24 protein-coding genes and 1 pseudogene are annotated in these 23,043 nt (G+C 60.0%); 9 read left to right on the top strand and 16 right to left on the bottom strand.

Annotation, left to right across the window (positions count from 1 at the left end):
* Positions 1–11: 11 nt before the first annotated feature.
* From ACK3EW_RS04125 to coxB, 10 genes are all read right to left on the bottom strand, one after another.
* Positions 12–848 (bottom strand): MBL fold metallo-hydrolase, encoded by an 837-nt coding sequence (locus tag ACK3EW_RS04125; RefSeq protein ID WP_493808568.1) that lies wholly within the window; start codon positions 846–848, stop codon positions 12–14.
* A 163-nt stretch (positions 849–1,011) separates the two neighbouring features.
* Positions 1,012–1,596 (bottom strand): GNAT family N-acetyltransferase, encoded by a 585-nt coding sequence (locus tag ACK3EW_RS04130; RefSeq protein WP_493808569.1) that lies wholly within the window; start codon positions 1,594–1,596, stop codon positions 1,012–1,014.
* Positions 1,596–2,858: a M16 family metallopeptidase gene (locus ACK3EW_RS04135; protein ID WP_493808570.1), complete on the bottom strand. Its 1,263-nt coding sequence runs from the start codon at positions 2,856–2,858 to the stop codon at positions 1,596–1,598. The genes ACK3EW_RS04130 and ACK3EW_RS04135 overlap by 1 nt, the downstream gene beginning before the upstream one ends.
* Positions 2,855–4,243 (bottom strand): threonine synthase, encoded by a 1,389-nt coding sequence (gene thrC, locus ACK3EW_RS04140; RefSeq protein WP_493808571.1) that lies wholly within the window; start codon positions 4,241–4,243, stop codon positions 2,855–2,857. Before thrC ends, ACK3EW_RS04135 begins: the two co-directional genes overlap by 4 nt.
* Before the next feature lie 6 nt (positions 4,244–4,249).
* Positions 4,250–4,927: an SURF1 family protein gene (locus tag ACK3EW_RS04145; RefSeq protein WP_493808572.1), complete on the bottom strand. Its 678-nt coding sequence runs from the start codon at positions 4,925–4,927 to the stop codon at positions 4,250–4,252.
* A 102-nt stretch (positions 4,928–5,029) separates the two neighbouring features.
* The gene (locus tag ACK3EW_RS04150; RefSeq protein ID WP_439120517.1) at positions 5,030–5,830 is read right to left on the bottom strand and encodes a cytochrome c oxidase subunit 3; all 801 of its coding nucleotides are present in this window, start codon (positions 5,828–5,830) and stop codon (positions 5,030–5,032) included.
* Positions 5,831–5,852: 22 nt separating this feature from the next.
* Positions 5,853–6,440: a cytochrome c oxidase assembly protein gene (locus ACK3EW_RS04155; RefSeq protein ID WP_439120518.1), complete on the bottom strand. Its 588-nt coding sequence runs from the start codon at positions 6,438–6,440 to the stop codon at positions 5,853–5,855.
* Positions 6,437–6,601, bottom strand: a complete 165-nt coding sequence (locus ACK3EW_RS04160) for a cytochrome c oxidase system small membrane protein (RefSeq protein ID WP_493808573.1) — start codon at positions 6,599–6,601, stop codon at positions 6,437–6,439. The genes ACK3EW_RS04155 and ACK3EW_RS04160 overlap by 4 nt, the downstream gene beginning before the upstream one ends.
* Complete coding sequence (gene cyoE / locus ACK3EW_RS04165; RefSeq protein WP_439120520.1) at positions 6,598–7,539, bottom strand: heme o synthase; 942 nt, start codon at positions 7,537–7,539, stop codon at positions 6,598–6,600. Before cyoE ends, ACK3EW_RS04160 begins: the two co-directional genes overlap by 4 nt.
* A gap of 74 nt (positions 7,540–7,613) precedes the next feature.
* On the bottom strand, positions 7,614–8,492 hold the full coding sequence (gene coxB / locus ACK3EW_RS04170; protein WP_085629064.1) for a cytochrome c oxidase subunit II: 879 nt from the start codon (positions 8,490–8,492) through the stop codon (positions 7,614–7,616).
* Positions 8,493–8,680: 188 nt separating this feature from the next.
* Between coxB and tldD the strand changes: the two genes are divergently transcribed.
* The 6 genes from tldD to ACK3EW_RS04200 all read left to right on the top strand — a co-directional run bounded on the left by tldD (position 8,681) and on the right by ACK3EW_RS04200 (position 16,832).
* On the top strand, positions 8,681–10,102 hold the full coding sequence (gene tldD / locus ACK3EW_RS04175; RefSeq protein ID WP_493808574.1) for a metalloprotease TldD: 1,422 nt from the start codon (positions 8,681–8,683) through the stop codon (positions 10,100–10,102).
* A 127-nt stretch (positions 10,103–10,229) separates the two neighbouring features.
* Positions 10,230–11,375, top strand: a complete 1,146-nt coding sequence (gene dprA, locus ACK3EW_RS04180) for a DNA-processing protein DprA (protein ID WP_493808575.1) — start codon at positions 10,230–10,232, stop codon at positions 11,373–11,375.
* A gap of 211 nt (positions 11,376–11,586) precedes the next feature.
* A complete protein-coding gene (gene topA, locus ACK3EW_RS04185) occupies positions 11,587–14,193 on the top strand; it encodes a type I DNA topoisomerase (RefSeq protein ID WP_493808576.1) in 2,607 nt (868 codons plus the stop codon).
* A gap of 170 nt (positions 14,194–14,363) precedes the next feature.
* Positions 14,364–15,068 (top strand): CoA transferase subunit A, encoded by a 705-nt coding sequence (locus tag ACK3EW_RS04190; protein ID WP_085629068.1) that lies wholly within the window; start codon positions 14,364–14,366, stop codon positions 15,066–15,068.
* 23 nt (positions 15,069–15,091) lie between these two features.
* The gene (locus ACK3EW_RS04195; RefSeq protein ID WP_493808577.1) at positions 15,092–16,162 is read left to right on the top strand and encodes a PAS domain-containing protein; all 1,071 of its coding nucleotides are present in this window, start codon (positions 15,092–15,094) and stop codon (positions 16,160–16,162) included.
* A gap of 43 nt (positions 16,163–16,205) precedes the next feature.
* Positions 16,206–16,832: a CoA transferase subunit B gene (locus ACK3EW_RS04200; RefSeq protein ID WP_493808578.1), complete on the top strand. Its 627-nt coding sequence runs from the start codon at positions 16,206–16,208 to the stop codon at positions 16,830–16,832.
* 151 nt (positions 16,833–16,983) lie between these two features.
* On the opposite strand, the gene ACK3EW_RS04205 is transcribed toward ACK3EW_RS04200, so the two are convergent.
* The 6 genes from ACK3EW_RS04205 to ACK3EW_RS04230 form a co-directional block, all read right to left on the bottom strand.
* Positions 16,984–17,526 (bottom strand): adenine phosphoribosyltransferase, encoded by a 543-nt coding sequence (locus ACK3EW_RS04205; protein WP_493808579.1) that lies wholly within the window; start codon positions 17,524–17,526, stop codon positions 16,984–16,986.
* Between the two features lie 7 nt (positions 17,527–17,533).
* Positions 17,534–18,157 carry a LysE family translocator gene (locus ACK3EW_RS04210; RefSeq protein WP_493808580.1) on the bottom strand — a complete coding sequence of 208 codons (624 nt, stop codon included), beginning with the start codon at positions 18,155–18,157 and terminating at the stop codon, positions 17,534–17,536.
* A 17-nt stretch (positions 18,158–18,174) separates the two neighbouring features.
* Entirely contained in the window at positions 18,175–19,059 is an 885-nt protein-coding gene (locus tag ACK3EW_RS04215; protein ID WP_493808581.1) for an S-methyl-5'-thioadenosine phosphorylase, read from the bottom strand.
* A 62-nt stretch (positions 19,060–19,121) separates the two neighbouring features.
* Positions 19,122–19,466: a Lin0512 family protein gene (locus ACK3EW_RS04220; RefSeq protein ID WP_493808582.1), complete on the bottom strand. Its 345-nt coding sequence runs from the start codon at positions 19,464–19,466 to the stop codon at positions 19,122–19,124.
* Entirely contained in the window at positions 19,463–19,813 is a 351-nt protein-coding gene (locus ACK3EW_RS04225) for a Lin0512 family protein (protein ID WP_493808583.1), read from the bottom strand. Before ACK3EW_RS04225 ends, ACK3EW_RS04220 begins: the two co-directional genes overlap by 4 nt.
* A gap of 148 nt (positions 19,814–19,961) precedes the next feature.
* Complete coding sequence (locus ACK3EW_RS04230; RefSeq protein ID WP_493808584.1) at positions 19,962–20,567, bottom strand: flavin reductase family protein; 606 nt, start codon at positions 20,565–20,567, stop codon at positions 19,962–19,964.
* A gap of 98 nt (positions 20,568–20,665) precedes the next feature.
* Between ACK3EW_RS04230 and ACK3EW_RS04235 the strand changes: the two genes are divergently transcribed.
* The 3 genes and pseudogenes from ACK3EW_RS04235 (at position 20,666) to ACK3EW_RS04245 (ending at position 23,020) form a co-directional block, all read left to right on the top strand.
* Entirely contained in the window at positions 20,666–21,151 is a 486-nt protein-coding gene (locus ACK3EW_RS04235) for a GNAT family N-acetyltransferase (RefSeq protein ID WP_439120534.1), read from the top strand.
* Positions 21,152–21,182: 31 nt separating this feature from the next.
* Complete coding sequence (locus ACK3EW_RS04240; RefSeq protein ID WP_439120535.1) at positions 21,183–21,932, top strand: EcsC family protein; 750 nt, start codon at positions 21,183–21,185, stop codon at positions 21,930–21,932.
* Between the two features lie 431 nt (positions 21,933–22,363).
* A pseudogene (locus tag ACK3EW_RS04245) lies at positions 22,364–23,020 on the top strand (DUF924 family protein).
* Positions 23,021–23,043: the final 23 nt, after the last annotated feature.

The following is a 23,043-nucleotide window of genomic DNA, read 5'->3' on the forward strand; positions in this document are numbered from 1 at the left end:
CTCCGAATGAGTCAATTCTGCGCGTCGCGAAGCCATTCGGGACGCAGGACCACAACCGTAGGACGGGATGGCAGATCACGCAATGACACTTCGAGGAAAGAACTGTCCCGGCGGTCGATCACGAAACTGTCCTGCACCTCTTCGAGGAAGGCTTCAAGCGCGAAGCCCGAGAACCAGTGCATCGGGATCACGACGCTGGATCGCAGCCTGTCGACAATCCGCACCATCATCTCGCGTGGTAGAGTGTAGCCGCCATCCACAGGGACCATCACGACGTCCAGACGCCCGATGGCTGCATATTGCTCATCGTTGGGTTCATGATGCAGATGCCCAAGATGGCCGATGCACAGTCCTTCGACCTCGAAGATGAAGATCGAATTGCCATTGTCTTCTTGTCCGCCGAATTGCGAACGGATGTCCGTGGACACGTTGCGCACGAGCATTTCGCCCAGATCGACATGATGCTCGATCCCTTCACCGAACGGCCCCCAACCGGGCAGAACATGTGGGATGGCGGGGTCAGGATTGGCCGTCCAATGCGTGTCATGGGCGTGATTCATCGTGACCACGTCAGGCAACAGGGTCGTGTTGCCCAGAAATCCGGTGAAATCCGTGGCGACGTTCAGACCTCCGGGGGTCTGCAATAGAAACGTTGCATGGGCGACGTAGTTGATCCGAACCGAATATTGCTCAACAGGCGCAGTCCATGAGGCCTTTTGGATATACGCCATGCCAGGTGTCGCATCGGCGATGGCAAGGCAATGGCTGGGGCGGCGGGTGTCCTGAGCGAACGCCGCGCTGCCTGTGATTGCGACGGCCATGGCCATCCAGAGTGATTTGAAACGCATTCCGCCACCTCCTGCATGGAAGATAGCGCAGACGTGGGTCTGGTCTAGAAAAACTGCTGTGAGGAGCAAGCCGCTTCGAAGCGGCTTGGATCAAGCGCGTTCGAACGCGCTTTTCCCGCGGTTTGCAAACCGCGGCACCAAGACCTTTCGAAAGGTCTTGGCCCTAGCCGACATCGGTGCGCCCACGACGGTCCAGCCGCAGTGCCGCATACAGAACATGGGTTCGCCAGCGTCCGTCGATCTGAAGATAGCTTTGCGCCACCCCTTCATATTTGAAGCCCGACTTCTCAAGCAGTCCGCGTGACGCCTTGTTCTCGGGAAGACACGCGGCCTCGATGCGGCTGAGATCCAGACGATCGAAGGCATAGTGCACAACCGCGTCAATTGCCTCGCGCATATAGCCGTGCCGGGCAAAAGGCTCTCCGATCCAGTAGCCCAAGGTGCCCGCCTGCGCCGGACCGCGTCGGATATTGTCGAGCGTGATTGCCCCCAGCAGCATGTCATCGCTCCGCCGCTGCAGGAACAGCGGCACCGCCGACCCATTGCCGATGGCGCGATTCGCCCAATAGACGCGTTTTGTGAACGCACGACGCGACAGATGATCTTCGGCCCAGCTGGGTTCCCATTTGGCCAAGAAGCCTTCACTGTCCCGCCGCAGGGCGCTCCAGGGGTTGAAATCGCTGTGGATCGGCGGGCGCAACACCATCCGCTCGGTGTCGAGCCGAAGCTTGCGCCGCAGACTGAGCATCAGGCCACGCGGCGTTGGGACAGGGCGCTCAGATCGGGGGCTGCCCCCACAGGCCCGTAAAGCGCCATGGCAGCCGGAGCCTTGTGAACCAGATGTTCCCCAAACGCCCGAACGTCACCTGTGGTCACGCTGTCGATCCGCGACACCGTGTCTTCAAGCGAGGGCACTTCGCCCCAAATCTGGATCATTCGAGCCAGCCGTTCTGTGCGCGAGGACGGGCTTTCCAGCCCCATCAGCAACCCGGCTTTCATCTGCGCGCGGGCGCGGGCGACCTCGGTAGGGGACATATCATCAGCCGCACGCTTCATTTCGTCGATTGTGAGGTTGGTGAGATCCTTGATCTCTTCCCCACTTGTCCCTGCATAAATCGTTGTCATCCCGGTGTCGGAATAGGCTCCGGTCTGGGCAAAGATCGTATAGCACAAGCCGCGCTTTTCGCGGATCTCCTGGAACAGGCGGCTCGACATTCCTCCGCCCAAGGCCACGGAATAGACCTGTGCGGCATAGAAATTCGGATCGCGATAGCCCGGCGATTCAAAGGCAAGCGCCAAATGCGCCTGTTCGAGATCCTTGACCTTGCGGCTTTCACCGCCGTGGAACCGGGCCGCGTCTGCGGTCAGGAACGGGCGCGAGACCATGTCTCCAAAAAGCGCTTCGGCTTGTTTGACGATATCGTCATGGTCCACCGCACCTGCGGCAGACAGGATCATCTGATCGGGGCCGTAGTGTTCCGAAACGAATGTCGCCAGATCTTCTTTCGAAAAACCGGAAACGCGGTCTGTCTCGCCAAGGATGGTGCGCCCGATGGGTTGGTCAGGGTATGCCTTTTCCTGCAACCAGTCGAAGATGATGTCGTCCGGCGTGTCCGCCGCCTGACCGATTTCCTGCAGGATCACGTGGCGCTCGACCTCGATTTCTTTGGGGTCGAAGACCGGATTGCGCAGGATGTCGGCGACCACGTCCAGAGCCAGACCCACATCATTGCGTAGCACTCGGGCGTAATAGGCCGTCACTTCGCGCGAGGTGTAGGCGTTGATATAGCCGCCCACGTCTTCGATGGCTTCGGCGATCTGCAGCGCGCTGCGGGTTTCGGTGCCCTTGAACGCCATGTGCTCCAGAAAATGCGCGATACCGTTCTGTTCGGGGCGTTCGTGCCGCCCGCCTGCGGTGACCCAGATGCCGATGGCCGCACTTTCCAGACCGGGCATATGCTCGGTCACAATGCGGAAGCCGTTGGGAAGTGTGGCGGTCTGGACGGTCAAGAGGCGATCCGATCTTTGATAAGGGTTTCAAGTTGGTCGAGGTCGTTGGGAACACGGGTGACGCGTTCCTCACGATCAAAAAGATCCGCCATGCGCTCGGGCAGGGGCGGGCGAATGCCGCTGGCTTTTTCGACCGCGTCGGGGAATTTGGCCGGGTGCGCCGTGGCAAGGGTGATCATGGGGACATTCGGGTCGCGCTGGGCTTCGGCAACAGCCACACCAATGGCAGAGTGCGGACACAGCAATTCGCCCATATGCGCGTTCGCGTGGGCGATCATCGCCAGTGTTTCGTCCTCGGACACCCGGCCACTGTCATAGTGATCGCGCAGCACTTGCATCGCACCTTGGCTGACATGGAACCCACCAGCCTTCAGTTCGTCCATCAATTGCGCCACCGCATTGCCATCGCGGTTGTAGGCGTCGAACAGAGCGCGTTCAAAGTTCGACGAAACCTGAATGTCCATCGACGGGCTGATCGACGGGGTTACGCTGTCAGTGACATAGCCGCCGGTGCTCAGGCAACGGTGCAGGATGTCGTTCTGGTTCGTCGCCACCACAAGACGGTCAATCGGCAGACCCATGCGCTTGGCGATGTAGCCCGCGAAAATGTCGCCATAGTTGCCGGTGGGGACTGTGAAGCTGACCTTGCGATCTGGTGCGCCCAAAGACACGGCGGACGAAAAATAATAGACCACCTGCGCCAAAACACGGCCCCAGTTGATGGAGTTCACACCGGCGAGTTTCACCGCATCGCGGAATTCGAAATGGTTGAACATGTCTTTGAGGCGCGCCTGACAGTCGTCAAAGTCACCGTCGAGCGCAAGCGAATGGACATTGGATTCGGTCGGTGTGGTCATTTGGCGGCGCTGCACTTCGGACACGCGGCCATGGGGGTAGAGGATGAACACATCGACCGCGTCCAGTCCCCGGAACGCCTCGATGGCAGCCGACCCGGTATCGCCACTTGTTGCGCCGACGATGGTCACACGCTTGTCACTTCGGGAAAGCGCCTCTTGGAACATCTGTCCAATCAGTTGCATTGCGAAGTCTTTGAAAGCGAGTGTCGGGCCGTGGAACAGCTCGAGCAGGAAATGCCCGTTGCCCAGTTGCACCAACGGCGCGCGGGCATCGTGCCCAAACCCGGCATAGGCCTTGGTGATCAGGTCGGCGAACACCTCGTCTGTGAAGGCATCGCCTACGAAAGGCCGCATCACACGGAACGCGATCTCTTCGTAGGACAGGCCATGCATGGCGCGAATGTCGTCAGCGCTAAGCGTCGGGATGATTTCCGGTACGTAAAGGCCGCCATCTCGGGCAAGGCCCGACAGCATCGTGTCTTCAAAACCAAGCGCCGGGGCTTTGCCGCGGGTCGAGATATACTGCATCGGGCTTTAGCCTTCCTTCGTCTGTCTCAAGCGCCATACCAGCGCGATGGTTCCGATCAGCCACACAGCGGCCAACGAGAACCACGTGATCGCGTATTGCAGGTGATCGTTTGGAATGCCGCTTGTGTCCACCGGCAGGGGCGTCACGCCGAGATCAGAGGGCGACATGTTGCGGGCAATCACCAATAGGGGCTCTGTGTTCAGGGCTTCGGACATCGCGGAGATGTCACGCGCGAACCATGTGTTGCCCGCCACGTCGTTCTCGGGTGTCGAAGATGTGCGGTCATCTGGCCAGTGCAGGTTGCCGGTGATTTCTTTGGTGCCGCCATCCCGCGGTGTGTCGCGGTCTTCGACACGGATGAACCCGCGGTCCAAAAGGATGCGTCGGCCATCTTCGGTCACGAACGGAGATACCACGAGATACCCTGCACCAACGCGTTTGCGGGACACCAAAACGTACAGTTCGTCGGGTTCAATCGTACCGTTCAACTGTACAGGTTGATACCTGTCGCTTTCCGGATCGCCGGTGGCAGGCAGGGGGGCAGGATCGCCGCCGATGCGGCTTTCGATCTCGGTCAGGATGCCTTGTTTCCACTCAAGCCGATCCAATTGCCACGTTCCAAGCCACACGAGGATCGCTGTGCCAAGCAGACCGGTCAAAAGGGGCAGGGTGGTGCGCGACAAGAGGTGACTCCTGAGAGTGATAAAGGCGCGCCGAACCGGCGCGCCTTGCTTTATCCTTGTTGGTCGTTCCGGTTCAAGCCGGAACGCCCGTGTCGGGTCAGGTTACTGACCCCAGACGTAGACTGCAGCAAAGAGGAAGAGCCACACCACGTCCACGAAGTGCCAGTACCATGCGGCGGCTTCGAAGCCGATGTGCTTTTCCTGCGTGAAGTGACCGCGTGTCAGGCGCAGCAGACAGACGAACAGGAAGATCGTCCCGATCACGACGTGCGCGCCGTGGAAGCCTGTCGCCATAAAGAAGTTGGCACCGTAGATGTTGCCCGCAAAGCCAAAGCCAGCGTGGCTGTATTCATAGACCTGCAGCACAGTGAAGATCGCGCCGAGTGCGATGGCGATGATCAGACCCCACTTCATGTCTTCACGGTTGTCTTCGTGAACAAGCGCGTGGTGCGCCCATGTGGCAGCCGCACCCGAACACAGAAGGATCAGCGTGTTGATCAGTGGCAGGTGCCACGGGTCAAACGTTTCGATCCCCACCGGCGGCCAGACACCGTCGATGGCCGGGCTGTCCGGGCCCATCGGGTACATGGCGTGCTTGAAGAAGCTCCAGAACCATGCCGCGAAGAACATGACTTCGGACATGATGAAAAGAATAAAGCCGTATTTCAGGCCGATCCGCACCACAGGTGTGTGGTCGCCCACATGGCTTTCCGCCACGACATCGGCCCACCAGCCGAACATGACGTAAAGAACGCCGACAAGTCCGATAAGGAACATCCACGGTCCGCTGTCGTGCATCCACAGGACGGCTCCGAACAGCATCACGAACCCTGCAACCGCGCCGATGAACGGCCAGACGGAGGGGTTCAGGATGTGATAGTCATGATCTTTTGCGTGCGCCATTTTGGTCCCTCGTGGCTAGGCGTTAGTTCAGAGAACCGCTGTCCGACTGTTCCGTTTCGAGCATCGCCTGCGTTTCTTCGGGCAGCTCGATCTCGTGGAATGTGTAGGACAGGGTGATGTGTTTCGCGAATTTCGCGTCGGTGTCGTTCATGATATCGGGGTCGACGAAAAAGCTGACGGGCATCTCGACCCGTTCGCCCGGCATCAGAATCTGCTCTTCAAAGCAGAAACACGCGATCTTCGAGAAATAAAGTCCAGCGCCATAGGGCGCTACATTGTAGCTTGCTGTGCCCGCAATAGGGCGGTCCGTCGGGTTATAGGCTTCGTAGAAGGCTAGGCCTTCTTCGCCGAGACGCAGCTCCACTTCGAGCTGCATCGGCTTGAATTCCCACGGCATGCCTCGTTCGAGCGAGGCGTCAAAGCGCACTTTGATCGTGCGATCCACGATCTCGACGCTGCCCGCCTCGGCCACATTTGTTGTGCCACCAAAGCCGGTCACGCGGCAGAACCAATCGTACAGAGGCACCGAGGCCCATCCCAAGCCGCCCATGAAAACGACAACGGCAAAGGCCTGAAGGGCGGTTTTTTTCTTCGGATCAAGCGGTTTCATTGGCTCACCGATGTTGTGGCGGGGGTTTCGTAATCCCCGCGTGTGACTTTGACGACCGTCAGACCGAACACGATGGCGATCAGTCCAACAAGAACCAGACCGACACCCACGTTGCGGCCATAACGGCGCTCGTGAAGTTCATGTTGCTTGGACAGGCTCATCCCCAAACCCCGATCTTGTCGAGACCCGCTTCGATCAGGATCGCACCGAAATGGGCAAAGAGATAGAGCAGGGACAGTTTGAAGAACTTGCGCTCGGCCAGAAAGTTGTCCTCTTCGGACATATCTTCATCCCGACGCCAGATCCGGTAGGCACCCACTAGGAACATCGCGTTCAGCACCACGGAAGTCACGATATAGACCGGCCCGCCGATCGAAGTGAAACCTGCGGCAACAGCAAGGATCGCCAGTAGAACGGTATAGACCAGAATGTGATTGCGCGTCGCGCGGCGACCGTGGGTCACGGTCAGCATCGGCACGTCGGCATTGTCGTAGTCTTTGCGCATGAACAGCGCCAGCGCCCAGAAATGCGGGGGCGTCCACATGAACGTCAGACAAAACATGAGAACGGATTCAACGCTCACACCGCCGGTTGCCGCAGCCCAGCCAATCATCGGAGGGAACGCACCGGCCGCACCACCGATTACAATGTTCTGCGGTGTCCAGCGCTTGAGCCACATCGTGTAGATCACGACGTAAAAGAAGATGGTAAAGGCCAGCAGGCCCGCTGCAAACCAGTTCGTCGCAAGGCCAAGAAACACAACCGAGAATGCCGAAAGCGCCATGCCGATGGCAAAGGCTTCGTCGCCGGTAACTTTGCCCGAAGGGATCGGGCGGCGCTGGGTGCGCTTCATCACAGCGTCGATATCAGCATCCCACCACATGTTCAGTGCGCCGGATGCGCCGCCGCCAATGGCGATAAACAGGATCGCGCAGAACCCGATGAACGGATGCACCGCGTTTGGCGCAGCAAGCAGGCCAACGAAGGCGGTGAACACGACAAGCGTCATCACACGCGGTTTCAGTAGAGCGAAATAATCGCTGAACTGCGCGTCATTTTCGGCACTGAGCGACTGGGTGTTGATGCTTGTATCGGTCACGTGTGTCTCAACTGCGTTGGGTCAGATGGGCCGGTCAGGGTGGCGCACGCGAGGGCCGCGTGCGCCATTTGGTCTTAGTTGGTCAGAAGCGTGCGGACATCGACATAGCCGCCTTCGTTCTTGGACGCTTCGAGCCAAGCATCATACGTGGCCTCGCTGACCACTTTGACAGTGATCGGCATATACGCATGCGCAAGGCCGCAAAGCTCAGAACACTGGCCGAAGTACACACCTTCTTTCTCGGCGGTGAACCACAGTTCGGCCAGACGACCGGGGACCGCGTCCTGCTTCACACCAAAGGCCGGGATCGTCCACGAGTGGATCACGTCCGCGCCAGTCACCTGCATCACGACGGTCTTGCCGACCGGCACGACCACGGCGGTATCTGTTGCCAGCAGGAAATCTTCCTTGCGGTAGCCTGCTTCGATCAGCTGTGCCTCGACATCTGCGGACATCCGGTTGTCGCCACCAGTGAAGGGCGACCCGATCATGTAGCCGTCATAGGCAAGGTCTTCACCGATATACTCATAGCCCCAGTACCACTGGTACCCGGTGACCTTGATGGTCAGGTCGCCTTCGGGGATTTCCTGCTGCTTGAACAGCACCGGCAGCGAGAACGCGCCGATGAACACGAGGATGAGGATCGGACCCACGGTCCATGCGATCTCGATCGGCGTGTTGTGGGTAAAGCTGGATGGCGTCGGGTTGGCACGGCGGTTGTAGCGCACGATGCAGTAGGCGAGGAGCCCGGTCACAAAAAGCACAATGGCGGTGATGATGATGAGGAGCATCCCATCAAGCCATTGAAGGTCGCGCGCCAGTTCGGTTGCCGCGGGTTGAAAGCCTGTTCCCCGGTCCACCGGAACGCCAATCGTCTCAAGCGTCTGCTGCGCAAACGCCGGTGCGGCGGTGAAGGTGGTGGCCAGACCCAAGAGCAAAGATTTGAGTTGCATGTCTTACCCTGATCGGTTGCGTGTTCTGTCAAAATGCAAAGGCAGGCTAGCTTCGGCACAGGCCGACACAATCCTCCCGTTGTCTTGGGAGCGGTTAAAACCATATTCTGGTCATCAGTTAAAGAAGCTTGCTTGCGGCAAAAACGCGCTTTCTTTGATCTGGATCAATTCACACCTCTGGGGGTTTCATGACCGACACGTCTTTCCAACCATTTGACACGCATCTCGATCAGGACCGTGCGCTTGCACTGTTGAAAGAGGCTGTGGCGGGGGCAGACGATGGGGAATTGTTCCTCGAACGGCGCCGATCCGAGGTGCTGGTCTTTGACGATGGCCGCGTAAAAACCGCCAGCTACGACGCGTCCGAGGGATTCGGCCTGCGCGCCGTACGGGGCGAAGTTGCTGGCTATGCGCATTCCACCGACATCTCCGAATCGGCAATCAAGCGCGCGGTCGAAACCGCCCGGCTTGCGGTCGGCGAGGGGGGCGGCACGCTGGCAGACAAACCTGCGGGCACCAATACAAAGCTTTACACTGATGCCGACCCGATTGCCGGGCACAGCTTCCCGGTCAAGGTCGACACCCTGCGCGAGATCGACGCCTTTGCCCGGGGTCTGGACCCGCGCGTCGTGCAGGTCAGCGCGACGATTGCCGCATCCTTGCAAGAAGTGGCAATCCTGCGGCCCGAAGGCACGCTGGTGTCTGACACTCGGCCCATGACCCGTGTGAATGTCAGCGTGATCGTCGAAGAGAACGGCCGCCGCGAATCGGGAACGGCAGGCGGCGGTGGGCGCGTTTTGCTGGACGGCTTGCTGGACCCGTCGGACTGGCAGGACAAGGCGCGCGAGGCAATGCGCATTGCATTGGTCAACCTTGACGCGGTGCCCGCGCCGGCTGGTGTGATGGACAGCGTGCTCGGGCCGGGGTGGCCGGGCATCCTGCTGCACGAAGCGGTGGGGCATGGGCTTGAGGGCGATTTCAACCGCAAGGGCAGTTCAGCCTTTGCCGGGCTCATGGGCCAGCAGGTTGCGGCGAAGGGGGTGACTGTTCTGGACGACGGGACGATACCAGATCGGCGTGGATCGATCACGGTGGATGACGAAGGTACACCGTCGGCCAAGAACGTGCTGATCGAGGATGGCAAGCTGGTGGGCTTTATGCAGGACCGCCAGAACGCCCGCCTGATGGGGGTTCAACCCACAGGCAACGGGCGCCGCGAGAGCTATGCCCATATCCCGATGCCACGCATGACCAACACCTACATGCTGGGCGGCGATGTGGCGCCGGGCGATATCGTGGCCGATCTCAAGGACGGGATTTGGGCCGTCGGTTTTGGCGGTGGGCAGGTGGATATCACCAATGGCAAGTTCGTGTTCTCCTGCACCGAGGCGTACCGCGTGAAGGATGGCAAGGTCGGTGCGCCGGTCAAGGGCGCGACGCTGATCGGTGATGGCGCAACCGCGCTGCAACAGATTCGCGCTTTGGGCAACGACATGTCGCTTGATCCCGGCATGGGCAATTGTGGCAAGCAGGGGCAGTGGGTGCCTGTCGGGGTCGGCCAGCCCACAGTTATGATCGGTGGTCTGACGGTCGGCGGGGCGCAAACCTGAAAAAGAAACGATCCAAATCAATGAGTTGAAAAGGCGGCGGTGGATTTGTTCGCTGCCGCCTTTTTGCGTTCACCACTGATTAACCAGTGAAAGACTATTCCTGTTCCTGCAAGCGGACGGAGACAGGATGACCTTGGACCACACATCTTCCACTCACCCCCTACTCCCACCCACCACGGAAGACCAAAGGTTTGACTGGCTCCGTCTCTTGCGCTCACGTCGGGTGGGGATCAGCACGTTCTACCGGCTGATGCATGATCACGGCAGCGCCTCGGCGGCGTTGGTGCATTTGCCGGACATCGCCAGCACCGCAGGTGTTGAAAATTATCAGATATGCCCTGAAGCCGTCATCCAAGCCGAACTCAGTGCGGCACGGTCCTTAGGGGCGACCCTGATCTGCCGGGGTGATCCGGCCTATCCTGCACGATTGGCGGAACTGGACGATGCACCTCCCATGCTCTGGGCAATGGGGTCCGCGAATATCCTGTCGAAACCGCAAATCGCCTTGGTTGGTGCACGCAATGCCTCGTCCCTCGGGGGGCGTATGGCCCGCGCCTTGGCAACCGGTTTGGGCGAAGCGGGGTTTGTCGTGACCTCGGGTATGGCGCGCGGGGTGGACACGGCGGCGCATCTGGCGGCTCTGACCACTGGCACCATCGCGGTTCTGGGCGGCGGCGTGGACGTGCTCTATCCGGCCGAAAACACCAAGCTGGCCGAAGACATCGTGAGCCAAGGTGGCGCTCGCATCAGCGAACAGCCGATGGGGTTGCAGCTGCAGGCGCGGCACTTTCCTGCGCGCAATCGCATCATCTCGGGCATGGCCCAAGCTGTCATCGTGGTCGAAGCGGCGGCGCGTTCCGGGTCGTTGATTACTGCCCGCACCGCTCTCGATCAGGGGCGCGACGTGATGGCCGTTCCCGGTCACCCGTTCGATGCCCGTGCCAGCGGTTGCAACATGCTCCTGCGCGACGGCGCGCGGCTTGTGCGCAATGCCGAGGACGTGATCGAAGCGTTGGCGACGCTGGCTGAGGTGATTGATCCGCCCAGCCCCGAACTGCCATTGGTCGAGCCCCGCGGCGAGCGGCCATTGGCCGAGATCGCCAAGCTGCACCAAACAATTCTCGATCGGCTTGGTCCGTCCCCGATGGGTGAGGACCAGTTGATCCGCGACTTGGGCGCGCCCTCGCGGATCGTGTCTCCGGCACTCACCGACCTGGAGCTTGAAGGCCGCATAAACCGGCAACCCGGCGGGCTCATTTCGCGCATCGGCTGACATGCGCGATTAAAAATTTCCAAATTTTTGACCTTTTCCATTCATGGAAAAGCGCGCCCCAATCGACCGTCTTCAACACCCTGCCATACCCTGTCCGCGATGGGGTGCACGGTATGTCCGATTGACAATTCCCGCTTGCACCCCACCTGTGACGCCGCCATATGCGATATACCCAAGATGGTCTTGGAACGGTCAGAAAGGTCTTTTTTACATGCCAGTTGTCGTTGTCGAATCCCCGGCAAAAGCCAAAACGATCAACAAGTATCTGGGGTCCAACTACACCGTTCTGGCATCTTACGGCCACGTGCGCGACCTGCCGCCGAAAGACGGATCGGTCGACACTGACAATGATTTCGACATGAAATGGGAGATCGCAGCCGACTCCCGCAAACACGTTGCGGCCATTGCCGAGGCGCTCAAAACCGACGACGCGCTGATCCTCGCAACCGACCCTGACCGCGAAGGCGAAGCGATCTCTTGGCACCTGAAAGAGGCACTGACCAAACGCCGATCGATCAAGGCCAGCACCGATGTCAAACGGGTCACCTTTAACGCCATCACCAAGGCCGCCGTTACCGAAGCCATGGCCAATCCGCGCGACATCGACGTGCCGCTTGTCGATGCGTATCTCGCCCGTCGTGCGCTTGACTACCTCGTGGGTTTCAACCTGTCGCCGGTGCTGTGGCGCAAGCTGCCTGGTGCGCGCAGTGCGGGGCGGGTGCAGTCGGTCTGCCTGCGACTCATTGTTGAGCGCGAGATGGAGATCGAAGCCTTCCGTGCCCGCGAATACTGGTCGGTCAAGGCGCTGCTCTCGACCCCGCGCGGGCAGGAATACGAGGCGCGGCTGACCGTTCTTGCCGGTAAAAAGCTGGATCGTTACGATCTTGAGAACGAAACCCAGGCCGAGCTGGCTGTGCAGGCGATCACCAGCCGCGATCTCACGGTGCAATCGGTCGAGGCGAAACCCGGCTCCCGCAACCCATCGGCCCCCTTCATGACCTCCACGCTTCAGCAAGAGGCCAGCCGCAAATTTGGCATGGGCGCGCGGCAGACGATGAATGCCGCACAGCGGCTCTACGAGGCGGGCCATATCACCTATATGCGGACCGACGGCATCGACATGGCCCCCGAGGCCGTAGATCAGGCTCGTGCCGCGATCAAGGATCGCTATGGCGACATGTATGTTCCCAAGACACCGCGCATCTACAAGAACAAGGCCAAGAACGCGCAGGAAGCACACGAATGTATCCGCCCTACGGAAATGGCCAAAGATGCCGCTAGCCTGAAAATCAGCGATGCGGACCAGCGCAAACTTTATGACCTGATCTGGAAGCGCACGTTGGCCTGTCAGATGGAATCGGCCCGCCTTGAACGCACCACCGTCGATGTGGGCAGCGCGGATGGACAGGTCGTGATGCGGGCCACCGGTCAGGTGGTGCTGTTCGACGGCTTCCTTCGGGTCTACGAAGAAGGCCGCGATGACGCTGTCGTCGATGATGAGGACAAGCGCCTGCCGCAGATCATGCAGGGCGAAAAAGCCGAAAAGCGCGGCATCACGCCGGATCAGCACTTTACCCAACCGCCGCCGCGTTACACCGAGGCGACGTTGGTCAAACGGATGGAAGAGCTCGGAATCGGGCGCCCGTCGACCTATGCCAGCATCATCACCACGATTCAGGATCGCGAATATGTCCGCAAGGAACAGAACCGCCTGATCCCCGAAGACAAGGGCCGGATCGTAACGATCTTCCTGCTCAATTTCTTCAAACGCTACGTGGAATACGATTTCACCGCAGCACTTGAAGACGAGCTGGACCATGTCAGCGCAGGTGAGGGGGATTACAAGGAACTGCTTGCCAAGTTCTGGCGTGATTTCTCGGTCGCAATCTCGGAAACGTCCGACCTGCGGATCACCGAAGTTCTGGACGTGCTGGACGAAGCGCTAGCCCCGCAATTGTATCCGCCGCGCGACGATGGCAGCGACCCGCGGGTCTGCCCGAAATGCGGGCTTGGCAATTTGCACCTCAAGACATCGCGCACCGGCGGGTTTGTCGGCTGTGGCAACTATCCCGAATGCACCTACACCCGCCCGATCGCGGGCGAAGGTGCCGAGGGCGACGAGCGCGTGCTTGGCGAAGATCAAGGCGAGGAAATTTGGCTCAAGTCTGGTCGCTTTGGCCCATATGTGCAGCGCGGTGAACCCACACCCGAAAACAAAAAGCCGCCGCGCGCCAGTTTGCCCAAAGCCAAGGGCGATTTTCTGCCCGGCTGGTCGCCCGATGACATGACGTTGGAAAAGGCGGTCACGTTGCTGACGCTGCCGCGTGTGGTCGGCATGCATCCAGAGGGTGGTGAGGTGAAGTCGAACCTTGGCCGCTTTGGTCCGTTCATCATGCACCAAATGCCGGACGACTCGAAACCCGTTTACGTGAACCTCAAAGAGTTTCAGGACGTGTTCGAGATCGGCATGAACCGCGCCGTAGAACTTTTGGCCGAAAAACGTGCTAATCCCGGTCGCGGACGCGGCAGTGCGGCCAAGCCTCTTAAGGAGCTTGGTGAACACCCGCAGGACGGTGGCATGATCGCCGTAATGGAAGGGCGCTACGGGCCTTATGTGAAGTGGGAAAAGGTCAACGCTACTCTGCCCAAAGACGTGGAGCCGGATGCCGTTACCATGGACATGGCACTTGCGCTGATCGCGGAAAAGTCCACAAAGACAGGTGCTAAGAAAAAAGCGCCGGCCAAAAAGGCACCCGCCAAAAAGACAGCCGCGAAAAAACCTGCAGCGAAAAAGAAACCAGCGGCCAAGAAAAGCTAAACGTAGCGGTCGTTTGCCTGCCTTTCTTTACAAGACTGCTGTGCGAAAAATGTGTCAATTTTGCCCTTAATGCGCGAAGTTGACACATCCCGATACACGCCGTGCTGCCGTTGACTTAGTGGCCACGACACGCCAAAACGGCGCTGCGTTGAACAGCGGGGAATAGTGCGATGCAAAAGGTCTATGGATCGGCAAACGAAGCGCTCGAGGGCGTTCTGAAAGACGGCATGCTCATCGCGGCTGGCGGATTTGGCCTAAGCGGTATTCCCGAGCTTCTTCTCAGTGCGATCCGAGACAGTGGCGTCAAGGATCTGACCTTTGCATCCAACAATGCCGGAGTGGATGATTTCGGGATCGGCATTCTTCTGCAGACGCGTCAGGTCAAGAAGATGATCAGCTCCTATGTGGGCGAGAACGCAGAGTTCATGCGGCAGTATCTCTCGGGCGAACTTGAGCTGGAATTCAACCCGCAGGGCACCTTGGCAGAGCGCATGCGCGCAGGTGGTGCGGGTATCCCCGGTTTTTACACCAAGACCGGCGTCGGGACCGTGATTGCCGAGGGCAAGGATCATCGCGATTTCAACGGGGAAACCTACATCATGGAAGAGGGCATCTTCGCCGATCTGTCCATCGTGAAGGCATGGAAAGCCGACACCACCGGTAATGCGATTTTTCGCAAGACCGCGCGCAACTTCAACCCGCCCGCTGCGATGTGCGGCAAAGTCTGCATCATGGAAGTCGAAGAAATCGTCCAGCCGGGCGAGCTTGACCCCGACCACATTCACCTGCCGGGCATCTACGTGAGTCGCATCATCCAAGGCACGCACGAAAAGCGCATCGAACAGCGCACAACACGCCCAAGGCCGGCAGCCTGAGACAGAAAACGAACCGAAAATCCGTGGAACGAACTGTTGAGAAACCAAAACTGACTTCGGTCCTGGATGACAGCCAGGCCTTGGCTGGCTTTTCTCGGCTGAGCGTTGCGATGGTGATCACCAACCCGAACTCGGATGACAACCCGATCGTCTACATCAACGATGCGTTCGAACGTACGACCGGGTATCAACGGTCGCGGGTGATTGGTCGGAATTGCCGCTTCTTGCAAGGGCCGGACACCGACCCCAACGCGGTGCAGATGATCCGCAACGCGATCGAGGCCGGAGAGGATGTCGCGGTCGATATCCTCAATTACCGCGCCACGGGCGAAGCGTTCATGAACCGCTTGCTGATCGCGCCGATCTCGGATGGGTTGGGCAAACCGGTCTACTTCCTTGGCATCCAGAAGGAACTGCGCGACGACGAACAGGACCGCGCGTCTGACGCGACCCGTCTGCATCTCGACACGGTCTGCTCACGGGTCAATCAGGACCTTGGCCTGATCGTCAGCTCGCTGGTCGACAGCGCCGAATCCGAAGGCTTGCTCTCTGCTGAAGCCAACAAACGACGGTTGCGGATGTTGGATCAGCTGCCTCGGCGGTTGGAATGTCTGCAATTCGTGTACGAAGAGATGAAGCTCGCCGATGAGCAGTGGAACCGCGATGGCATCGACCTCGGGTCACTTCTGTCGCGCATTTCGCACACCATCGCGCATAACGAAGGCCGCCCCGGGGTGCGGTTCGTATCGCTGGTCGAACCGCTCGAGGTGAATCTTGACGCCGCAATTCGCATGGCGCTGATCACGTTCGAGCTGGTGTCAAACGCGTTTCAGCATGCCTTTGATGGGTTGGATCAAGGCTACCTCGAACTGCGGGCCAATCGCCTTGCCGCTGGTGGCTTGCGGATGACGATCTCGGACGACGGTGTAGGGATTCCGCGCAAGATGGCGTTCCCGTCCGAGCATTCCGTCGGTGGGCGGTTGGTGTCTTCGCTGCTTGAAGGGCTGGATGGTACTCTGAACGTCGTGTGCGGTGCAGCTGGGACAGTGATCATGATCGACGTGCCCGTCGGTTTTACGGATTTCAAGGGATAACGCCGCATTTGCGGCATTCACGGTAAACAAAGGGAAAACCACTATGGCATGGGACCGCAACCAGATGGCTGCTCGCGCGGCGCAGGAATTGCAGGATGGTATGTATGTCAATCTTGGCATCGGCATCCCGACGCTTGTGTCGAACTACATCCCCGACGGCGTAACCGTGACCCTGCAGTCCGAGAATGGGATGCTGGGCATGGGGCCGTTCCCCTATGAGGGCGACGAAGATCCCGACCTGATCAATGCGGGCAAACAGACGATCACCGAACTGCCCCACACCAGCTATTTCGACAGCGCCACCTCGTTCGGCATGATCCGCGGCGGCAAGATCGCCATGGCCATTCTCGGCGCGATGGAAGTGGACGAAAAAGGCGATCTGGCGAACTGGATGATCCCGGGCAAGCTTGTGAAGGGCATGGGCGGCGCGATGGATCTCGTGGCTGGCGTGGGCCGTGTGATCGTGGTCATGGATCACACAAACAAGCACGGCGACAGCAAAGTGCTCAAGGAATGCACGCTGCCGTTGACGGGTGCGGGTGTGGTAGATCGCATCATCACCAATCTGGGTGTGTTTGACGTGGTCGAGGGCGGTCTGAAGATCGTCGAGACCGCGGAAGGTGTGACCGAGGATGAGCTGCGCGCTGCGACGCAAGCAACAATTGTCTGAGGCCGAGCCGAATTTTCGAAAATTCTGGCGCAATCCTTCCAAGGATTGCGCCTTTTTTGTTCAAGGGCTGTGCTGACTTCGATCATCGCGCCTTGGGGGTTTCACCCCCAAACCCCCAGCATATTTGGAAAAAGAAGAAGCAGGAGTGGGATCAAAGCCCGTCGAAGGCGCAGAGCGCGTGGACATCCATTCCCATCGCTTCCAGCTTTTTGCGGCCTCCCAATTCCGGCAGGTCGATGATGAACGCGCAGCCGATCACCTCACCACCCAGCCGTTCGATCAGTTTCAGACCAGCTTCGGCCGTGCCGCCAGTGGCCAGCAGATCATCGACCAGCAGGATCTTCTCGCCCGGCTGGATGGCGTCATCGTGGATCTCGACCACCGCTTCACCATATTCGAGCGTGTATTCTTCCGAGATCACCGCACCCGGCAGTTTGCCCTTCTTGCGCACAGGCACGAACCCGACCGAGAGCTGGTGCGCAATCGCTCCGCCGAGGATAAAGCCGCGCGCTTCCAGCCCCACCACCTTGTCGAACCGCATTCCCGCATAAGGGTGCAGCAATTGGTCGATGGCCATGCGGAAGCCGCGCGGATCGGCGAAGAGCGTGGTCACATTGCGGAACATGATCCCTTCATGCGGGAAGTCGACGATGGTGCGGATGTAGTCTTTGACGGTTTTGGTGCTTTTGGTCATTTCGGTCTCAACTTGTGCGACGGGCCATCGCGGTGAGTGCGCCCATGGCGATGAGGGTAAGGCCACCGGCACGCGTCAGCCAGCCAATGACGCTCTCACGTCCGATCCAGCCGCGCAGGCGGTCGGCGGCCAGCGCATAGGCAAAGGCGTTGAATGCCGCTAGCGTGACGAAGGTGGCGATGAGGATGGCAAATTGCGGCAGGAGCGGCGCGCTGGGTGTGATGAACTGCGGCACGAAGGCGATGAAGAACGCGATTGATTTCGGGTTGAGTGCCGTCACGAGGGCGGCATGGGCGAAGACCGAGCGCGCCTCGACGGTCTGTGCTGTGATTGGAAGGGCGGCGCTAGGGGCCGCGCGCAGCAACTTGATGCCAAGCCAGACGAGGTAGATCGCGCCGACCCATTTCAGCACGGTGAAGAGCGTGGCCGAGGCCAGCACCAGCGCACCTAGCCCGGCGAGCGACAGGCTCATGGCGATAAAGTCGCCCAAGGCCACACCGCTGGCCGAGGCGATGGCGACGCGCTTGCCCTGGCTCAGCGCATAGGAGAGCACCAGGAGGACTGTCGGTCCGGGGATCAGCAGAAGCGCTGTAGAGGCGGCGACGAAGGTCAGCCAGAGGTCAATGCTCATATCGGGTCAGCCTTGGATCATGTGCGCCCAGAAAGCACGCGGCCTGCAACCGCGTCCAGCTTTTTGATCATTTCCGCGTCGCGCGCCTCTGGTGCGGTGATCAGGGCGTGTTCCAGCGCCGTATCGCAGCCTTGGGGGCAGGGCGGGCGCTCTGCACCAAGAAGCGCGGGCAGGGCTTTGATCATCCGGCGCGCAGCGTCGGCGTTGCCGGTCAGGACGCGGATGATGTCGGTCACTTCCACCGCGTCATGGCCGGGGTGCCAGCAGTCGTAGTCGGTGACCATCGCCACGCTGGCATAACACAGCTCGGCCTCTCGGGCGAGTTTCGCTTCGGGCATGTTGGTCATGCCGATCACCGAACAGCCCCATTGATCACGGTAGAGGTTGGATTCTGCCAGAGTGGAGAATTGCGGGCCTTCCATCGCCAGATAAGTGCCGCCTTCATGTACCGTGACGCCGGCTTGACGCGCGGCCTCGGCACAGGTTTTCCCAAGGCTCTCGCAGACCGGGTGGGCCACCGACACATGCGCCACGCAGCCCGTGCCGAAAAAGCTTTTGGCGCGGGCAAAGGTGCGGTCGATGAACTGGTCCACGATCACGAAGTCGCCCGGCGCCATCTCTTCGCGGAACGACCCGCAAGCGCTGACGCTGATCACATCCGTCACGCCCAGCCGTTTCAGCGCGTCGATATTGGCGCGGTAGGGCACGTCCGACGGGCTGTGCACATGGCCGCGACCGTGGCGGGGCAGGAACACGATGTCGAGTCCATCCAGAGTTCCGCAATAGAGCTGGTCCGACGGTGCGCCCCAGGGTGTGTCCACGGTTTGCCATGCGGCGTCTTGCAGCCCGTCCACGGCATAAAGCCCCGATCCTCCGATCACGCCCAGTTTGCGGCTTGCCATACGCGCCTCCGTACCAAAGTTGGTCGCACTGTTGCAGCGCGACCGCCCTGCATCAAGCGGGGTCAGCCCTGACGCGGCAAAAAGGCCTCGACCGCTGCAGTGGCGATCACCAATGTGGTGCCGCTGTCCGGGTTGGTGACGTTCAGCCCACCTTCAACGGCTGTGACCGTGGCACGACCACGAGGCAAACCTTTGGCGAGTTCCGTGCAATCCACCTTGTCCGGCTCGGCCACGCCCACGGTCACTTGCACGCGCATCTGCTCATGGCTCAGGCCGGTGGCGTCGAAAAGCGGGATCGAGGAATGGCGGATCGCGTCTTCGATCGCGCGGGCGGCGGCCTTGGTATAGTCCATACCGTATTGGTCGTTGCCCGTGCCCATTTCAATAATGAAACGCTGATCGCTCATGCCACGCCCTCCAGATCAAGCGCGACCGAGATCGCGACATTGGCGATCACCGTCGGTTTGCCGCCATCGCTGCGCGGCACGTCCAGCCCGCCTTTGCGCGCAATCACAGTGACTTGGCCATAGGGAAAGATCGCGGCGATTGTATCCGTGTCGAGCGCGTCGGGGTTCTGGATTCCGACCTCGACGGTGATCTGCATGTCGGATTTGTCCTTGCCGTAAAGCTCGGCCAGATTGATCGAATTGTGCCAGAGCGCGTCGCGCACAGCGCGGGAGGCGGCTTCGGTGTAGTCCTGACGGCGCAGGGACGAACCCATTCCGAATTCGGTTAGCAGACGTTTGACGGCCATATCGAGTTAACCTTCTGTTTAATGACCGGATCGGACCCAATGTTTCGCGCGCGAAACAATTCGAACCGGTTGTGCCTCTGGCACACAAACCATCCGGGGGATGGTTTGAGGTGAGAATGGGCGGAGCCCCGGGTATGCAAGACGTGACCTATTCTCCGGGGCGCTTCAGGCTGAATTTTTCGCGGATTACGGAGTAATCGCGGTAGCCCATGCGGGTGAGCGGGTTGAAGCTGAGCACATCGAACTCGCCATCCTTGATGCAATCATCGCGCATGTGGGTGCCGGTGACTTCGCCGAAGACGGCGAAGTTGGCCTCTCCGGGCAATTGCACGATCTGTGTCAGCTTGCATTCCAGCGTTGCGGGCGCACCCGCCACGCGCGGGCAGTTGATCGTGTCGCATTCGGCCTTGTCGATGCCCGCATGGGCGAACTCGTCCACGTCGCGGTCCCATGCGCCCGAGGTCAGGTTCATGGCGTCGCGCATGGCGTATTCCACGATGTTGACGGCAAAGACGCCGGTGTCCCGAATCTGAGCCACGCTGTCCTTGGTGTCACCGCGATCTTCCTTGGCCGAGGTGGAGGCGAACATCACCTGTGGCGGCACATAGGCCACTGCGTTGAAGAACGAATAAGGCGCAAGATTGTCCTGTCCGTCGCTGCCACGGGTCGAGATCCAGCCGATGGGGCGGGGGGTGACAATGGCGTTGAACGGGTTGTGCGGCAGGCCGTGGCCGTCTTCGGGGCGGTAGAACATAAGGGCAAGCTCCCTGTTTGCCGATTGTTTTTCTGCGTGATAGGCCGTTTCGCAGCGGAATGCACGGGGGTGTGCACGCGTCAACGAAGAGCGGTGCCATGTTCACCCTGAGCCGGGAAACCAAAGACGACTGGTGGGAGGTCGAAGCCCTCTATGACCTGTGTTTCGCGCCGGGGCGCGAGGCGCTGTCGTCTTACCGGTTGCGCGATGGGACGCCTCCGGTGGCAAGCCTGTCGCGGGTTGCGCGGGATGATCAGGGCATCTTGGGCGGTGCAATCCGGTATTGGCCGGTAAGGATTTCTGAACATAGAGTTTTGTTGCTTGGCCCGGTTGCCGTTCACCCGACAGCGCAAGGCGAAGGGCTGGGCGGTGCACTCATTCGTGACAGTCTGGATCAGGCGCGTGCCGAAGGCTGGGGACGTGTGCTTTTGGTGGGGGATGCGCCCTATTACCAGCGGTTCGGCTTTAACAAGCTGGACGGGGTCGAGATGCCGCCACCGACCAACCCCGACCGGGTTCTGGGGCTGGAGCTAGAGCCGGGCGCTTGGGAGGGCGTGTGCGGTTCAGTGCAACGCGACGCTTGAACCGTACGGCAAACGTCCCCAATTGTACGGTATGACCGGAACCGATCTCGTGCCCATCGATACCCAGACCGCCATCGCCTCGCTGGCCCGTCGCCACAAGGCCGCCGGAGGCGTGGGGCTGCAAGTTCTCAACATGATCGGTGGCCGGGCTGAGAACCTGCTTGAGCGGTTGCCGCAGCCTGTGAAGCTGGGTCTGGAAGGTGCCACTGAACGGGCTCTGAAGGTGGCGCTGCAAGCAGCGAAACAATCGCGCGGTGTGGTGCCGGACCAGAAAGGGTGGCTCAACACGGCTGTCACCACGGCGATGGGCGCTGTTGGCGGGGCGGGTGGTTTGCCGACGGCCTTGGCGGAATTGCCTGTTACGACGACAGTGCTACTGCGGGCGATCCAAGGTATCGCGGCGGAGTATGAATTCGATCCGAACGACCCCGATGTATTGGCGGATTGCTTGACGGTTTTTGCCAGCGCGGGGCCCTTGGCGGATGACGATGGGGCCAACATGGCATTCCTGTCGACTCGAGTGACGCTGAACGGGGCAGCCGTGCATGGTATCCTGAAATCAGTGGCGCCAAAGCTGGCGACGGTACTGGGCCAAAAGCTGGCTGCGCAGACGGTGCCCATCCTTGGAGCGGCTGCCGGGGCGGCGACGAACTACGCTTACACCAGCTATTATCAGGAAATGGCCCATGTGCATTTCGGGCTGCGGCGGCTGGCGATCGACAGCGGCACGTCCGAGACACTGCTGGTTGAAGAATTGCGCCGCGCGGTCAAATCGGTCTGAATATCGCGTAAATCGCCCGTGCGGTTCACCCTATCTTAACGTTAATGGCGGATTCTGCATTTGTTCCCGGATGAATCCGGGGGCATGAGCGGACGGGGCGTTGTGATCCAATCATGATCCGGCAACGGAGCATTGCGCACCCGTTCGCCTCACAGGCTCTGACAGCACGCAGGTCGGAAAACCCGGCTTTGGTCAGCCAGAATGGCTGGGGCGTGCTGTTAGGGTGGTGGGGCTGGGAATGTCCGTGGTGAGCCCATCTTGCTTGATGCTGCGCATCATACGCATGTATGGATTGCAAGGTTTGACAACGGGTTCTGTCCGGCTGATATGACTAGGTAATCTGCTGGTTTGCGTCTTGTTTTCCTTACGGTGTCAAAGCATTCTTTCTCTACGAATTGCCGGAGCAGGGCAGTAATGAGGTGGAGGACAAGATGGCCGATCTAGACCCACGCGCAGCCCAAGTGCTGGAACTCTGGTTTCCAAGAACCCAGCATTGGAATAGCGCAGAAGAACACCTGAAGTTCTGGGACGAACGCATGCAGGGCGGCATGGACGATGTAATTTGTGGCCGGTTTGTCGCGCTGACCGAGGCCGCGGCACGCGGCGAACTGGATGCGTGGGCAGAGACCGCGCTTGGCAGGATGGCGCTCATCTTAGTGCTAGATCAGTTTCCGCGTTCGCTTTGGCGGGATACGCCCGGCGCTTTCGGTCAGGATATTAAGGCCTGCTGATTGTGTTTGGAGGGTATTGCCAACGGGCACTATGCAGCGTTGTTGAAGCCATGGGAGCAAATGTTCTACGTGATCGCCATTGGCCATTGCGAAGGGCCTGACCATTTGGAGCGGATGGACTTGTGCATCCGTCTGGTCGACGAAATGAAACCGCTGTGGCCGGAAGCCTTGGCACCTCTAGCTGAAGGTGCCAACGGGCAGAATAGGACCGTCCGCGGGGTGATCGAACGGTTTGGACGCCATCCGCACCGCAATGCTGTACTTGCTCGAACATCTACCGCTGCGGAGGAGGCTTACATCGCGGCGGGAGATTTCCCCCACCAGCGTAAGGCGTCTGACGTGGTGGCAAACACCTGAACGATCAACCGAAAGCGGTTTAG

The sequence above is a fragment of the Marivita sp. NO-S04 genome (assembly GCF_059070475.1).

Bases quoted from the DNA above. Each gene is read 5' to 3' on its own strand.
- ACK3EW_RS04210 (WP_493808580.1), bottom strand. From the start codon at position 18,157: ATGAGCATTGACCTCTGGCTGACCTTCGTCGCCGCCTCTACAGCGCTT.
- ACK3EW_RS04240 (WP_439120535.1), top strand. From the start codon at position 21,183: ATGACCGGAACCGATCTCGTGCCCATCGATACCCAGACCGCCATCGCC.
- ACK3EW_RS04235 (WP_439120534.1), top strand. From the start codon at position 20,666: ATGTTCACCCTGAGCCGGGAAACCAAAGACGACTGGTGGGAGGTCGAA.
- ACK3EW_RS04215 (WP_493808581.1), bottom strand. From the start codon at position 19,059: ATGGCAAGCCGCAAACTGGGCGTGATCGGAGGATCGGGGCTTTATGCC.
- tldD (WP_493808574.1), top strand. From the start codon at position 8,681: ATGACCGACACGTCTTTCCAACCATTTGACACGCATCTCGATCAGGAC.
- dprA (WP_493808575.1), top strand. From the start codon at position 10,230: ATGACCTTGGACCACACATCTTCCACTCACCCCCTACTCCCACCCACC.
- ACK3EW_RS04205 (WP_493808579.1), bottom strand. From the start codon at position 17,526: ATGACCAAAAGCACCAAAACCGTCAAAGACTACATCCGCACCATCGTC.
- ACK3EW_RS04200 (WP_493808578.1), top strand. From the start codon at position 16,206: ATGGCATGGGACCGCAACCAGATGGCTGCTCGCGCGGCGCAGGAATTG.
- ACK3EW_RS04225 (WP_493808583.1), bottom strand. From the start codon at position 19,813: ATGGCCGTCAAACGTCTGCTAACCGAATTCGGAATGGGTTCGTCCCTG.
- ACK3EW_RS04160 (WP_493808573.1), bottom strand. From the start codon at position 6,601: ATGAGCCTGTCCAAGCAACATGAACTTCACGAGCGCCGTTATGGCCGC.
- ACK3EW_RS04190 (WP_085629068.1), top strand. From the start codon at position 14,364: ATGCAAAAGGTCTATGGATCGGCAAACGAAGCGCTCGAGGGCGTTCTG.
- thrC (WP_493808571.1), bottom strand. From the start codon at position 4,243: ATGCAGTATATCTCGACCCGCGGCAAAGCCCCGGCGCTTGGTTTTGAA.
- ACK3EW_RS04220 (WP_493808582.1), bottom strand. From the start codon at position 19,466: ATGAGCGATCAGCGTTTCATTATTGAAATGGGCACGGGCAACGACCAA.
- coxB (WP_085629064.1), bottom strand. From the start codon at position 8,492: ATGCAACTCAAATCTTTGCTCTTGGGTCTGGCCACCACCTTCACCGCC.
- topA (WP_493808576.1), top strand. From the start codon at position 11,587: ATGCCAGTTGTCGTTGTCGAATCCCCGGCAAAAGCCAAAACGATCAAC.
- ACK3EW_RS04130 (WP_493808569.1), bottom strand. From the start codon at position 1,596: ATGCTCAGTCTGCGGCGCAAGCTTCGGCTCGACACCGAGCGGATGGTG.
- ACK3EW_RS04155 (WP_439120518.1), bottom strand. From the start codon at position 6,440: ATGAAACCGCTTGATCCGAAGAAAAAAACCGCCCTTCAGGCCTTTGCC.
- ACK3EW_RS04150 (WP_439120517.1), bottom strand. From the start codon at position 5,830: ATGGCGCACGCAAAAGATCATGACTATCACATCCTGAACCCCTCCGTC.
- ACK3EW_RS04125 (WP_493808568.1), bottom strand. From the start codon at position 848: ATGCGTTTCAAATCACTCTGGATGGCCATGGCCGTCGCAATCACAGGC.
- ACK3EW_RS04230 (WP_493808584.1), bottom strand. From the start codon at position 20,567: ATGTTCTACCGCCCCGAAGACGGCCACGGCCTGCCGCACAACCCGTTC.